This window comes from Pseudazoarcus sp. NS34, assembly GCF_059703725.1.
In genome coordinates, this window is the sequence record NZ_BAAKIZ010000004.1 from 368,446 (window position 1) to 381,229 (window position 12,784).

Here is a 12,784-nt window from a genome sequence, read left to right on the forward strand (position 1 = left end):
TTCCGCAATCCGCGTTATACCCGATCAACGCAACGTCAGCGACTCGGTAACGATGCGCGGGGTAATGAAGATGAGCAACTCGCTACGGTTGGAGACCCTCTCGGTGTGACGGAACAACGCGCCGATGATCGGCAGCTCCCCAAGCAAGGGTACCCTGCTGATGCCAGTGGTTTCCTCTTCTTCGAAGATACCGCCGATCACGACCGTACCGCCGTTGTCCACCAACACCTCTGTCTGGATATTCTTGGTATCAATTGCCGGGACTGGGTAATCTGGAAAAAAGCGAGGTTGATCCTTGTTGACCTGAACGCGCAATTGCACGCGGCCGTCTGGGGTGATCTGCGGGGTCACTTTAAGGCTCAATACCGCCTTTTTAAATTCGACGTTGGTCGCTCCCGAACTCGTTTCCTCTTGATAGGGAATCTCCGTACCTTGTTCGATCGAAGCCTCCTTCTGATTGGCTGTCAGCACGCGAGGGCTGGATATAATGCGCCCGCGGGAATCCGTTTCAAGAGCCGACAGCTCAAGGTTGAGGAACTTGGTGGCCGAAGCATTGAACAGTGCGAGATTGAGAATCGAGAAGTTCGAAGCCGGCCCCCCCCCTCCAGTCTGCCCCCCACTCCCCGTCAGTGCGCCATTCTGAACCTGACCGAGACCCAGGCGGGTACCACCAATTTTGGCGACCCCATTACTGCCGAAGTTCATGCGAACGCCAAGATCTTTGGTAAATCCTTTGTTAGCTTCGACAATGCGCGCCTCAATCAGCACCTGACGTGGCGGAACATCAATTTCTTGAACCAGACGACGGAGCGAATCCAGGCGAGACGGTACGTCGGTTGCGAAAATCTTGTTGCTACGCGCGTCGACCACCACGCTTCCGCGGGACGACAGTATGGTTTGGTCCTTGCTCTTCAGGAAATCGGAGATTTCCTTGCTGTTGTGATAATTGATCTGGAAGCTCTCAGTCACTAACGGCTCAAGGTCTCCTCGCTCGGCCAAGGAAGCAAGTTGCTGCTTCTCACGCGACGCAAGTTCCTCTGAAGGCGCAATCCAGATCACGTTTCCGCTTTTGCGTTTATCCAAGCCCTTCGCCTGCAAAATGATGTCAAGAGCCTGATCCCAAGGAACGTCATTCAGCCGCAGCGTAAGCTTGCCAGCCACAGAGTCGCTGGTCACGATATTGAAATCAGTAAAGTCTGCAATGACTTGCAAAACCGAACGGATCTCCACATCCTGGAAGTTCAGCGACAGCTTCTCGCCCGCGTACTTGTCGCGGCCGGCACTCTGCACCAGCCGATTCGGATCTTCAACCAAACGACGCACTTCAAGGACGAACTGCCCGTCAGCCTGGTAGGCACTGTGCTCCCACAAACCGTTGGGCACGACGACGAGTTGAGTATCATCACCCTGCATCTGCGCAGTCATCCGACTGATCGGCGTACCGAAATCAGTCACATCTGAGCGCCGTTGGAGATGCTCGGGGAGAGATGTACGCGAAAACTCGACAATCAGGTTAGAGCCCTGCTGAACGACGTTGACACCCGTATCCGGATTCGACAGCTGAACCACAACACGGCCCTCGCCACCATCTCCACGTCGAAACGTGATGTCGTGGACGCTCTTTTCAGTGATTTCGCCGGCTGCGGTGGCGGAAAAGTTCGCTAGGGCGCTCTCTGCAGGAGAGCCCGCAACGGGAGCCGCCCCTCCGTTTCCAGCGGTAGTAACCGCGATGAGCAGATCGCCGCCCTCAATCCGACTTTCGTACTCCGCGGTCCGGGTCAGGTTCAGGACCATGCGCGTCCGCGAACCTGACTCAACAATATTCACACTGCGCACGGCACCGCGGTTGATGGTTTGCTGAACACGCCCCAATGCGTTCTGCGTCTCCGGGAAGTCGATTGCGATTCGGGATGGATTCGTGACCGTAAAGCTCTGCGGCAATTCGGTCAGCGGGCGGGCGAAGCTGAGACGCATCAGCAACCTCCCCCCTTGCTCTGCAATCTGAAAGTCGCGGATCTGGTTCGCGGCTGGCTGGCTCGGCACGCTGCTCTCGGCGGTCTGCGCAAGGACGGCGGAAGAGGAACCCAGCAGCACGACGAACCCCATCGCACCGAGTAGCGCCATCGCATTTTTACGTTTCATCATTTCGCTCCTAGCGCTCCTGCAGCAGCAAGCGGCTGGTCCGTTCGACCCAATCGCCGTTCATGTCTTCAACAACTTCGGTGAGAGTAACTTCCGACTCCGAGATCGCGGTAATCATCCCGTGGTCCTGCCCGAGGTAATTCCCAACTGCGACCTGATGGATTCGCCCAGAAACGGTAACCAACGCATGCTTGCGCTGATCCTGTATAAGCGTTCCGACCATATTCATGGATTCCAGCGGGAAGCCTTCCAGCGGCTCTCGAGGACGGTTCAAATCCGGCCCTCCGACGGAACTGGCCCGCGCTTCAGGCTGAATGCGAGAAACAGAAAACGGCTCGACTTTGTCGCTCTGCTCGTAGCTGACGACCGGAAACGGCTTGATCTCGGGAAGAGGCTGGATCCTTCCTACCATCAGGGAAGCCTCCTGCTCCATCCACGAGCGCAGATCCTCGCCCTCATCCGCACAGCCAGCCACACTCAGGCTCAGCGCAATTACTATAATCCGTGCTGTACTCATCATCAGCGCCTCGGCGTTTGCTGAGCGCGTTGCGCCGCCAGCTCTTCTTCATCGAGATAGCGATACGTCGTCGCCTGTGCCTTAAAACTAAGATTCCCGTCGCTGGCACGCTCAACGTTCATTGCACCGACCGTCACAATGCGAGGCATTTTCGCGACGTCCGCAACAAATTCCCCTAGATCGTGATAAGTGCCGACGATGTTGATCGCGATCGGCAGCTCTGCATGAAACTCTCGGATTGTCTCCACCCCCGGCTTAAACAGCTCAAACAGGAGCCCTCGGCCGAGACCCGCCTGGTTGATATCAGCGAGCAGTTGGTCCATCTCGGCTTTGTTGGGGAGCTGACGCAGCAACGCACTGAACTGTCTGTCGGTTTCTTCAAGCTGTCGGCGGTATGCCTCCAGGTTCACCGCCTGGCGTTTTTTCTGCAGCCAGTCGGCTCGCAACTGGATCTCCTCCGCCTGCTTTTGCTCCAGGGTTTCGGCCTGCACCTTCCAATCAAACCACCAGATTGCAGCTACGGTCGCCACAAGAAAAACGACGAAAACCGTAATCCTAGGGCCAGCAGGCCAAGCGCCTGGATCGTTCGGGTCCAGTCCCTTGAAATCATCGAAGAATCGATTCACATCCAGCTTGCTTCGCAACTCAGCCATGCTCAATTCGCTCCTGCGCCGCTTGCATCTGGGCGGGTCAGACCAACGCTCAATGTGAAGTCGCTCAATCTCCGCCCCTGATCGTTGATAGATTTGACCTCTACCAGGACCGGGTCTGACATTGTCGGAGCCGACTCAAGGCTCCTCATCAAATGAGAAACGCGAGCATTCGATTGGGCCTGCCCGCTCAAGGTGATGCGGCTGCCGGACTGGCGCAGGCTTCGGATGAAAACACCATCCGGAACATGGGTGACAAGCTCATTGAACATGTACACCGGCTGCACCCGGTTTTCTTGAAGAGTTTCAATCACCTGCTTGCGTGAGACCAGCGCATCAATCTGCGCGCGCAATCTCGCAATTTCTGCAATCTGCTCGCTGAGACTGGCGATTTCCGTTTGCAAAAGCCGATTTCGCGCCTCCTGCTGATCCACCTTGCCGACCATGAAAAGGTGTCCAACCAGGCCAATCGCTGCGCCCAGCGCAACCATCAGCCCAGAGACTACATAGAACTGCCTGCGTCGCTCGCGACGGATGAGCTCGCGATACGGCAGCAGATTGATTCTGATCATTATTCAACCCTCCGCAGGGCAAGCCCGCATGCGACCATCATGGCCGGTGCGTCGGCCGCCAGGGTTTTGGCCCTGACACGCGAAGAGAGCGTCATTCCGGCAAAAGGATTGGCCACCGTCGTCGGAACCTGCGTCCGACCGCTGACTACCTCGGCAAGATTACTCATGACTGCGCAACCCCCAGCCAGCACGATGTGATCCACCTCGTTGTACTGAGTGGATGTGAAGAAGAATTGCAGCGCACGCGAAACCTCAAGCGCTACCGAATCCATGAAGGGCCTGCGCAGATCCCTTTCGTATTCCGGCGGAAGGTCCCCTGAACGCTTGGCGGACTCGGCCTCTTCAGGACTCAGACCGAATTGCCGCGAGATGTCCTGCGTCAGCCGCGCACCACCGATCGCCTGCTCCCGCGAGTAGATCTGCACTCCATCTCGCATTACCGACATGTGCATCGAATTCGCGCCGATATCGGCCAGTGCGATGGTGCGACCTTTTGCGCCTCCCGGAATCTGAGCCCCGACGAGCGAGAAGGCCGACTCGACCGCTAGAGACTCGACATCCATGATCACGGCTTTCAGACCGGCGGATTCCGCCACGGCAACTCGATCCTCGACCTTCTCTTTGCGAGAAGCAGCAACAAACACCTCGATGTCGTCCGGACTGCCCGGAGACTGCCCGAGCACCTGAAAGTCGAGGTTCACTTCGTCCAACGGGAACGGAATGTACTGATTGGCCTCGGATTCGACATGGAACTCCATCTCGTGCTCACGCAGGCCCTGCGGAAGATAAATTTTCTTGGTGATCACCGCCGAGGCGGGCAAAGCCATTGCGATGTTGCGGGTGCCGGTCCCCATGCGTCGCAGGGCCCTCCTCACAGCTTCGCTGACGGCATCAAGATCTGAAATGTTGCCGTCCTGCACCACGTCCTTGGGCAGGAGCTCGACGGCGTACGCCTCGATGCGGTACCCGGAAGCAGCGTCACCCGAGATCTCGACCAGCTTCACCGATGACGAAGAAATATCCAGACCGGCAAGCTGCTGCGCCTTCGAACCGAACAGATTGATCTGTTTCACTAAGAAATCCTTAAATTTCCTAACATTAGGCGCAATACCTAATCTAGTGTTTAAAATGCTAACAACAAGTTTCACGCTGTGTAAAGAAAAATACCGTTACGTGTCAACATAGACTGCAGCATTTTCGTCAACTGGTCGCTCAGGCCGCCCCCCCGTATAATCGCGCCTCACCCTCACCGACGGATTTCATGCGCTGGTTTCTTTATCTGGCTGGGGCCGCTTTCGTGGCCATCATACTCGCGGCCGCAACCGTCGGTACGGTAGTCGCTTTCGCATGGCCGCGGCTGCCTGACCTTGAGGCCCTGACGGACTATCGTCCGCGCATCCCGCTGCGGATTTTTTCGTCCGATGGGCACCTGCTCGGCGAATTCGGCGAGGAGCGCCGCGCCGTGGTCGACATCGTCGACGTTCCCACCTCGTTGAAGCAGGCCATCCTGGCCGCCGAGGACGAGCGCTTCTATGAACACTCAGGGGTTGATCCGGTGGGCATCGCCCGCGCTGCGGTAGCCAACCTGCTGTCGGGCGGCCGCGGGCAGGGCGCTTCGACCATCACCATGCAGGTCGCGCGCAACTTCTACCTCTCTCGCGAGAAGACCTATAACCGTAAGCTCTACGAGATCCTGCTGGCGTTCAAGATCGAGCGCAGCCTGTCCAAGGACAAGATCCTCGAGCTCTACATCAACCAGATCTTCCTGGGTCATCGGGCCTACGGCTTTGCGACCGCCGCGCGCACCTACTTCGACAAGCCGCTGGACAAGATCACATTAGCCGAGGCCGCCATGCTGGCCGGCCTGCCCAAGGCCCCCTCGGCCTACAACCCGATCACCAATCTGCACCGCGCAACCATTCGTCAGCACTACGTACTCGGGCGCATGCGTGACTCCGGTTTCATTGATCAGGCCGCGTACGAGTCGGCGCGCAACACGCCGGTCCAGATACGCTCCCCAAAAGCTAGCCGGCGCGACGCAGACGGGGATTACATCTCTGAAATGGCCAGGCAGATCGCCGTCGACCAGTTCGGAGAGGATGCCTATCAGATCGGGCTTCGCATCGTCACAACGATCCGCCTTGACGAACAGCTTGCGGCCCAACAGGCGCTGCGCAATGGAGTCATCGACTTCGACCGCCGTCGCGGCTATCGCGGCCCGGAGGCCTTTGTCGACCTGTCTGGCATCAAGGACAGCGAAGACGACAAACTCGCCGAAAGCCTGGTCGAATACCGCGACTACCCGGACATGCTTGCAGCCGTCGTGCTGGCTGCCTCGCCGTCCGAGGTGCGCGTGTTCCGCAATGGAGAGATCATCTCGATCAAGGGCAACGGCCTGTCTTTCGCGGCGCCGATGCTTGATCAACGCGCACCGCAGACGCGGCGCATCCGCCGCGGCGCCATCGTGCGCATCCGACCGCTGGGCCGCTCCGGCTGGGAGATCCTGCAGGTACCGGAGGCCGAGGCCGCGCTGATCGCGATCGATGCCCACACAGGTGCCGTGCGCGCGCTCGGTGGCGGTTTTGACTTCAACCGCAACAAGTTCAATCACGTCACACAGGCCTATCGCCAACCTGGCTCCAGCTTCAAGCCGTTCATTTTCTCGGCAGCGCTGGAGCGCGGTTTCTCGCCAGCTTCATATGAACTGGATGAACCCCTGTTCTTCCCGCCCGAAGTCACCGGCAGCAAGGCCTGGGAACCCAAGAACTACGACGACAAGTATGAGGGCCCGATGACCCTGCGCACGGCGCTTGCGCGGTCCAAGAACATGGTGTCGATCCGCATTTTGCAGGCCATCACGCCAGAGTACGCACAGGATTACATCGGCCGCTTCGGCTTCGAGCCCCCTCGCCACCCCGCGTATCTGACGATGGCGCTCGGCGCCGGTTCGGTGACGCCCTGGCAAATGGCCTCCGGCTTTGCCGTGTTCGCCAATGGTGGCTTCCGTGTCGAGCCATACATCGTTCAGGAAATCACCGACGCCAACGGCCGCACGCTGGCCCGCTTCGACCCACCAATCGCGGGCCGCAACGCACCGCGCGTGCTCGACCCGCGCAATGCCTACCTCGTCGACTCGATGCTGCAGGACGCGGTCTACAAGGGCACGGGGCAGCGCGCCAAAGAGCTCGGCCGCAGCGATCTGGCCGGCAAGACCGGCACCACCAACGACTATGTCGACGCCTGGTTCGCTGGCTACAATCCCGACATCGTCGCCGTGACCTGGATGGGTTACAGCCAGCCGCGAAATCTCGGTCGAGGCGAAACCGGTGGTCGAGCCGCCTTGCCGATCTGGATTGACTACATGCGTGCGGCTCTCAAGGGCACGCCCGACCGGCCGCGCATTCGTCCGCCCGGGCTGGCGCCCATCCGGCACCCTGGCAGCGATTTCACGGATTTCTACTACGAAGAAAATCCGGCGCCGCAGCCGCCGCCACCACCGCAGCCGGAAGACGGCATCCCGTTCCTGCGCTACTTCCTCGACGACAACGCCTGGAACTCGCCGCCGGACGAAGCGCCAACGGAGCAGCCCGCTCCTATCGAGGAGCGGGTGCCGCTATCCATCCGCGATATTTTCCAGCCGATGACGCCCGAACAACAGCCCGCCCCGGCCACAGGCGAACGCTGAGGCGCCTCAGGCTGCACGCACCGTTACGTCCGAGCCGCTCTGCTCCGACACCAGGCGCGACAAGGTCGAGTACAGCTCGGAGCCGTCCCTGCCTGCCACCCACGCTCCCTCATTCGGAGCAAAGTGGAAGCCGCCTGATTTCGCCGCGACCCAGATCTCGCGCGCAGCAAGGTGTCGGTTGATCACCATCTTGCTGCCGTTTTCGAATTCAAGCTCCAGCACGCCGCCGGGCATGGTTTCAATGTCGATATCCGCCCCGCAGGCTTCCAGCGCAGCTTCGATGCGCACCAGTTCCGCCTCCGCGAGATCGGAGAATGCCGATTCATCCATATTGGCTCCTTCTGCTAGCATTGCCGTTTTTTCAGGCGACCCATTTCATCATGCGCCCCTACACGCTCGCACTGTTTTTTGCGCTGGCCGTTCTGACGAGCGGCTGCGGCATCAAAGGCAATCTCTACATGCCCGATGTTCCCACCGCACAACCGGCACCAGCGCCGGCTGCAGATGATAACAAGGCACCGGCAGCGAATCCCGCATGAGCGATAGCGTATTCCCGGTGGCCAGCCTCAAGCGTGAGCCGCAGGACCTGAGGCTCGAAGGTGTTTCCCTGCGCGATATCGCCAGCCGTTTCGGCACCCCGACCTACGTCTATTCGCTGGCCGCCATCCGTCAGGCCTACGCGGCCTGGGCCGAGGCGCTGCACGGTCGCAAGGCCATGGTCTGCTACGCCGTCAAAGCCAACTCCAACCTCGGCGTCCTGTCGGCCTTCGCGCGACTTGGCGCGGGCTTCGACATCGTCTCGGGCGGTGAACTGGCGCGCGTACTCGCTGCCGGCGGCGACGCTGGCAAGGTGGTTTTTTCCGGCGTAGGCAAGACTGCCGCCGAGATGCGTCAGGCGCTCGAAGCCGGTATCCACTGCTTCAACATCGAGTCCCCATCGGAAGTCGCGCGGCTCGACGCCATCGCCGGCGAACTCGGCGTCAAGGCGCCGGTGGCCCTGCGCGTGAATCCGGACGTCGACCCCAAGACCCACCCCTACATCTCGACTGGCCTCAAGAACAACAAGTTCGGCATCGCCTTTGACGACGCTCCGGCGCTGTACCGCGACGCGGCCTCGCGGCCCAACCTGCGCGTCACCGGCATCGCCTGCCACATCGGATCGCAGTTGCTCGACCCTCAGCCGATGGCCGACGCCACGGCCAAGGTGCTGGGCATGGTCGATCAGCTGGCCGCCGAAGGTATCGTGCTCGACCACATCGATCTGGGTGGCGGTGTCGGCATCCGCTATCAGGACGAGAAGCCACCCACGGTGGCCGAATACCTCGCCCCGATCCTCGCGCAACTGGAAGGTCGCCGCGAATCCATCCATTTCGAACCCGGCCGTTCGCTGATCGGCAACGCTGGCCTGCTGCTGACGCGCGTCGAGTACCTCAAGCACAGCGATTCGAAGAACTTCGCGGTGGTCGACGCCGCCATGAACGACCTCGCCCGCCCGGCGCTGTACGACGCTTGGCACGAGGTGGTGGAAGTGGCGCCGCAAACTTCGGGCCGCGTGTACGAGGTCGTCGGCCCGATCTGCGAGAGCGGTGACTTCCTCGCTCATGATCGGCAGCTGGCGGTGGCTGAAGGGGATCTACTGGCCATCCTGTCAGCCGGCGCCTACGGCATGACCATGAGTTCGAACTACAACACGCGCCCGCGCGCAGCCGAAGTCATCGTCGATGGCGACTCCGTGCATCAAGTGCGCGCACGCGAAACGGTCGATGCACTGTTCGCGCTGGAGCATCAGCTCCCGGTCTGACTCAAAGGCTCCTCGCAGACCGAGGAGCCCTCAGCGCATCTCGTCCAGGCAGCGCGCCAGCGCATCGTGCCAATGCGGCAGACGCACCCCGAAACGCCGCTCGAAGGCCGTGCAATCCAGCCGCGAATTGTGCGGCCGCACGGCTTCCGTCGGCCATTCGTCGGACGTAATCGCTGCAACCTCTGCAACCTGCAGATCCAGATCCGGCAGGCGCATGCGCGCTTCACTGAAGATCGTGCGGGCAAAGCCGCACCAGGAAGTGTCGCCGCTCGACGTCAGGTGATACAGGCCGGATTCAAAATCGCCTGCCGTGCGCTCGAGCTGTGCCTGCCGGACGGCGTGCGCCGTCGCATCGGCCAGGTTTCGCGCCCAGGTCGGCGCACCGAACTGATCATCGACAATCGTCAGTCGTTCGCGCTCGGCACCCAACCGCAGCATCGAGCGCACGAAGTTGCCCCCACGCGCGGCGAACACCCAGGCCGTGCGCAAGATCAGGTAATCGCAGCCGGCCTCAAGGATCGCCCGTTCGCCAGCCAGCTTGCTGCGTCCATATACGCCCAGCGGAGCCACTTCGGCCTCCTCGCGACGCGGCGCATCTCCACTACCGTCAAATACGTAATCGGTCGAGAAATGCACCAGCAGCGCACCGCATTCGCGGGCGATGGCGGCAATTTCGCCGACCGCCTCGGCGTTGATACGGTGCGTCTTGGCCGGCTCGCTCTCGGCGCGATCCACCGCCGTGTAGGCGGCAGCATTGACGATAACGTCCGGTGCCAGGCCACGGAGCGCGGCTACCGAAGCAGCATCGGACAGGTCGCAGGCGGCGCGGTCGAGCGCAATGACCTCGCCCAGCGGCATCAGGCTGCGCGCCAGCTCGAAACCGAGCTGGCCACGCGCGCCGGTGACGATCAACCTCACGCGTACACCTCACATTCAGCCAGTGGCAGCCCCTTGCCATCCTTGGCCGACAGCAGCGGCTCGCCATCCAGCGGCCACTGCACACCTACCGCCGGGTCATTCCACATCAGGCTGCGCTCGTGTTCAGGCGCGTAGTAATCGGTGGTCTTGTAGAGAAAATCCGCCGATTCGCTGAGCACCAGAAAGCCATGTGCAAAACCGGGCGGCACCCACATCTGAAGATTGTTCTCGGCCGACAACTCGGCGCCAGTCCAGCGTCCGAAGTTGGGCGAACTGCGGCGCAGGTCCACCGCCACATCAAACACCCGCCCCTGCGTGACGCGCACCAGCTTTCCCTGCGCGTGGCGCAGCTGGTAGTGCAGCCCGCGCAGCACGCCATGTGCAGAGCGCGAATGGTTGTCCTGCACGAACTCCACCTGCAGTCCGGTGGCATCGGCAAAGGCGCGCGCGTTGTAGCTTTCCATGAAGAAGCCGCGGGAGTCACCGAACACCTTGGGTTCGAGCACCAGCACTTCCGGCAAATCCGTTTGAATCACGCGCATCAAAACACTCTCTCTTCCAGCAAACGCAGCAAATACGCACCATAACCGCTCTTGGCCAGGGGGGCCGCGAGGGCCCGCAGTTGGTCATCGCTGATCCAACCTTCACGCCACGCCACTTCCTCGGGACAAGCCACTTTCAGGCCCTGGCGCTTCTCGATGGTGTGGATGAACTGGCCGGCTTCGAGCAGGCTCTCGTGTGTGCCGGTATCCAGCCACGCGTGGCCGCGGCCCATGCGCTCGACGGTCAGTTCGTCCCAGTCGAGGTACTGGCGGTTTATATCGGTAATCTCCAGCTCGCCACGCGGGCTCGGCTTGAGATTGCGCGCGACGTCGACCACGCGTGCATCGTAGAAATACAGCCCCGTCACCGCGTAGCGGCTCTTGGGCTTGGCCGGCTTTTCTTCCAGGCTTATGGCGCGCCCGGCAGCATCGAACTCCACCACCCCGTAGCGCTCCGGATCCTGCACCGGGTAGGCAAACACCGTCGCACCCTGCTCACGCAGTGCCGCTGCGCGCAGGTCGTCGGCCAGCTCATGCCCGTAGAACAGGTTGTCGCCCAGCACCAGCGCGCAGGGCTCACCTGCGATGAAGCGCTCACCAATCAGAAAGGCCTGCGCCAAACCTTCGGGGCTGGGCTGCACGGCGTACTGCAGGTTCAGCCCCCAGGCCGCGCCGTCACCCAACAACTGCTCGAAGCGCGGGGTATCCTGCGGCGTCGAGATGATCAGGATGTCGCGGATTCCCGCCAGCATCAGCGTGGTCAGCGGGTGGTAGATCATCGGCTTGTCGTACACCGGCAGCAGTTGCTTGGACACCGCCAGCGTGGCCGGATGCAGGCGCGTGCCGGAACCACCGGCGAGGATGATGCCGCGTCGTGTGCTCATGTTCAGGCCTCCCGCCCGGCGTAATTGCGGTCAATCCATTCGCGGTAAGCGCCGCTCTGCACGTCGCTCACCCAGTCCTGGCGGTCCAGATACCAGGTCAGCGTCTTGCGGATGCCGGATTCGAATGTCTCGGCCGGACGCCAGCCCAGTTCGCGCTCGATCTTGCGCGCGTCGATGGCGTAACGGCGATCGTGACCGGGGCGATCCTTCACGAAGTCGATCAGCCGCGCATGCGGGCCGGCAGGGTCGGGCCGAAGTTCATCGAGCAGCGCGCATACGGTGTCGACGATCTCGCGGTTGGTCTTCTCGTTCCAGCCGCCGACGTTGTACACCTCGCCGACGCGGCCACGCGCCAGCACCGCGCGGATCGCCGCGCAGTGGTCGGTCACGTACAGCCAGTCGCGCACGTTCAGCCCATCGCCGTAGATCGGCAGCGGCTTGCCCGCCAGCGCATTGGCGATCATCAGCGGAATCAGCTTCTCGGGAAACTGGAACGGCCCGTAGTTGTTCGAGCAGTTGGTGGTCAGTACCGGCAGGCCGTAGGTGTGGTGCCAGGCGCGCACCAGATGGTCGGATGCGGCCTTGCTGGCCGAATACGGCGAGTTCGGCGAATACGGTGTGGTTTCAGTGAAGGCCGGGTCGTCCGCGCCGAGCGAGCCATACACCTCGTCCGTCGAAACGTGCAGGAAGCGAAAGTCCTCGCGCTCGGCGCCCTCCAGCGCAGACCAGTGCGCACGCGCCGCCTCAAGCAGCGTGAAGGTGCCGTCGACGTTGGTGCGCATGAACGCGCCAGGCCCGTGGATCGAACGATCGACATGGCTCTCGGCCGCAAAATGCACGATGGCACGCGGGCGGTGTTCCCTCAGCAAACGCTCGACCAACGCGCCGTCGCAGATGTCGCCATGCACGAAAACATGACGCTCATCGCCTTCCAGCGCGGCGAGATTGGCGAGATTGCCGGCATAGGTCAAGGCATCGAGGTTGAGCACCGGCTCATCATTCACCGCCAGCCAGTCCAGCACGAAGTTCGCGCCAATGAAGCCTGCGCCTCCGGTCACCAGAATCATTCTGCA

The 12,784-nt window shown here is 61.4% G+C and carries 13 protein-coding genes; 3 read left to right on the forward strand and 10 right to left on the reverse strand.

The window, feature by feature from the left end:
- Window positions 1-24: 24 nt before the first annotated feature.
- The 5 genes from AC6H0N_RS15110 to AC6H0N_RS15130 are packed head-to-tail and all read right to left on the reverse strand — an operon-like array spanning window position 25 to window position 4,954.
- Window positions 25-2,142, reverse strand: coding sequence for a type IV pilus secretin PilQ (locus AC6H0N_RS15110; RefSeq protein ID WP_497575035.1), 2,118 nt, complete (start codon window positions 2,140-2,142; stop codon window positions 25-27).
- Window positions 2,143-2,152: 10 nt separating this feature from the next.
- Window positions 2,153-2,662, reverse strand: a complete 510-nt coding sequence (locus AC6H0N_RS15115; RefSeq protein ID WP_497574952.1) for a pilus assembly protein PilP — start codon at window positions 2,660-2,662, stop codon at window positions 2,153-2,155.
- A complete protein-coding gene (locus AC6H0N_RS15120; RefSeq protein WP_497574953.1) occupies window positions 2,662-3,312 on the reverse strand; it encodes a type IV pilus inner membrane component PilO in 651 nt (216 codons plus the stop codon). The genes AC6H0N_RS15115 and AC6H0N_RS15120 overlap by 1 nt, the downstream gene beginning before the upstream one ends.
- 2 nt (window positions 3,313-3,314) lie before the next feature.
- Window positions 3,315-3,881 carry a PilN domain-containing protein gene (locus AC6H0N_RS15125; RefSeq protein WP_497574954.1) on the reverse strand — a complete coding sequence of 189 codons (567 nt, stop codon included), beginning with the start codon at window positions 3,879-3,881 and terminating at the stop codon, window positions 3,315-3,317.
- Complete coding sequence (locus AC6H0N_RS15130) at window positions 3,881-4,954, reverse strand: pilus assembly protein PilM (protein WP_497574955.1); 1,074 nt, start codon at window positions 4,952-4,954, stop codon at window positions 3,881-3,883. Before AC6H0N_RS15130 ends, AC6H0N_RS15125 begins: the two co-directional genes overlap by 1 nt.
- Before the next feature lie 188 nt (window positions 4,955-5,142).
- Here AC6H0N_RS15130 and AC6H0N_RS15135 point away from each other — a divergent pair, with 188 nt between their 5' ends.
- Window positions 5,143-7,566: a penicillin-binding protein 1A gene (locus AC6H0N_RS15135; RefSeq protein ID WP_497574956.1), complete on the forward strand. Its 2,424-nt coding sequence runs from the start codon at window positions 5,143-5,145 to the stop codon at window positions 7,564-7,566.
- Window positions 7,567-7,572: 6 nt separating this feature from the next.
- On the opposite strand, the gene cyaY is transcribed toward AC6H0N_RS15135, so the two are convergent.
- Complete coding sequence (cyaY, locus tag AC6H0N_RS15140; protein ID WP_497574957.1) at window positions 7,573-7,896, reverse strand: iron donor protein CyaY; 324 nt, start codon at window positions 7,894-7,896, stop codon at window positions 7,573-7,575.
- Between cyaY and lptM the strand changes: the two genes are divergently transcribed.
- Window positions 7,881-8,105 (forward strand): LPS translocon maturation chaperone LptM, encoded by a 225-nt coding sequence (lptM, locus tag AC6H0N_RS15145; protein WP_497574958.1) that lies wholly within the window; start codon window positions 7,881-7,883, stop codon window positions 8,103-8,105. The genes cyaY and lptM overlap by 16 nt on opposite strands.
- On the forward strand, window positions 8,102-9,367 hold the full coding sequence (lysA, locus tag AC6H0N_RS15150) for a diaminopimelate decarboxylase (RefSeq protein ID WP_497574959.1): 1,266 nt from the start codon (window positions 8,102-8,104) through the stop codon (window positions 9,365-9,367). The genes lptM and lysA overlap by 4 nt, the downstream gene beginning before the upstream one ends.
- Window positions 9,368-9,397: 30 nt before the next feature.
- Here lysA and rfbD read toward each other — a convergent pair whose 3' ends face one another.
- From rfbD to rfbB, 4 genes are read right to left on the reverse strand one after another with little or no spacing between them, the layout of a single operon-like run.
- Complete coding sequence (rfbD, locus tag AC6H0N_RS15155) at window positions 9,398-10,285, reverse strand: dTDP-4-dehydrorhamnose reductase (protein ID WP_497574960.1); 888 nt, start codon at window positions 10,283-10,285, stop codon at window positions 9,398-9,400.
- Window positions 10,282-10,827: a dTDP-4-dehydrorhamnose 3,5-epimerase gene (gene rfbC / locus AC6H0N_RS15160; protein WP_497574961.1), complete on the reverse strand. Its 546-nt coding sequence runs from the start codon at window positions 10,825-10,827 to the stop codon at window positions 10,282-10,284. Before rfbC ends, rfbD begins: the two co-directional genes overlap by 4 nt.
- Window positions 10,827-11,711 (reverse strand): glucose-1-phosphate thymidylyltransferase RfbA, encoded by an 885-nt coding sequence (gene rfbA / locus AC6H0N_RS15165; RefSeq protein ID WP_497574962.1) that lies wholly within the window; start codon window positions 11,709-11,711, stop codon window positions 10,827-10,829. The genes rfbC and rfbA overlap by 1 nt, the downstream gene beginning before the upstream one ends.
- A 2-nt stretch (window positions 11,712-11,713) precedes the next feature.
- Window positions 11,714-12,778, reverse strand: a complete 1,065-nt coding sequence (rfbB, locus tag AC6H0N_RS15170; RefSeq protein WP_497574963.1) for a dTDP-glucose 4,6-dehydratase — start codon at window positions 12,776-12,778, stop codon at window positions 11,714-11,716.
- Window positions 12,779-12,784 lie beyond the last annotated feature (6 nt).

What these genes read in the sequence shown, in the direction of transcription:
- AC6H0N_RS15110 (WP_497575035.1), bottom strand. Translation starts at nt 2,142, where the DNA reads ATGAAACGTAAAAATGCGATGGCGCTACTCGGTGCGATGGGGTTCGTC.
- AC6H0N_RS15115 (WP_497574952.1), bottom strand. Translation starts at nt 2,662, where the DNA reads ATGATGAGTACAGCACGGATTATAGTAATTGCGCTGAGCCTGAGTGTG.
- AC6H0N_RS15120 (WP_497574953.1), bottom strand. Translation starts at nt 3,312, where the DNA reads ATGGCTGAGTTGCGAAGCAAGCTGGATGTGAATCGATTCTTCGATGAT.
- AC6H0N_RS15125 (WP_497574954.1), bottom strand. Translation starts at nt 3,881, where the DNA reads ATGATCAGAATCAATCTGCTGCCGTATCGCGAGCTCATCCGTCGCGAG.
- AC6H0N_RS15135 (WP_497574956.1), top strand. Translation starts at nt 5,143, where the DNA reads ATGCGCTGGTTTCTTTATCTGGCTGGGGCCGCTTTCGTGGCCATCATA.
- lptM (WP_497574958.1), top strand. Translation starts at nt 7,881, where the DNA reads ATGCCGATTCATCCATATTGGCTCCTTCTGCTAGCATTGCCGTTTTTT.
- cyaY (WP_497574957.1), bottom strand. Translation starts at nt 7,896, where the DNA reads ATGGATGAATCGGCATTCTCCGATCTCGCGGAGGCGGAACTGGTGCGC.
- lysA (WP_497574959.1), top strand. Translation starts at nt 8,102, where the DNA reads ATGAGCGATAGCGTATTCCCGGTGGCCAGCCTCAAGCGTGAGCCGCAG.
- rfbC (WP_497574961.1), bottom strand. Translation starts at nt 10,827, where the DNA reads ATGCGCGTGATTCAAACGGATTTGCCGGAAGTGCTGGTGCTCGAACCC.
- rfbA (WP_497574962.1), bottom strand. Translation starts at nt 11,711, where the DNA reads ATGAGCACACGACGCGGCATCATCCTCGCCGGTGGTTCCGGCACGCGC.
- rfbB (WP_497574963.1), bottom strand. Translation starts at nt 12,778, where the DNA reads ATGATTCTGGTGACCGGAGGCGCAGGCTTCATTGGCGCGAACTTCGTG.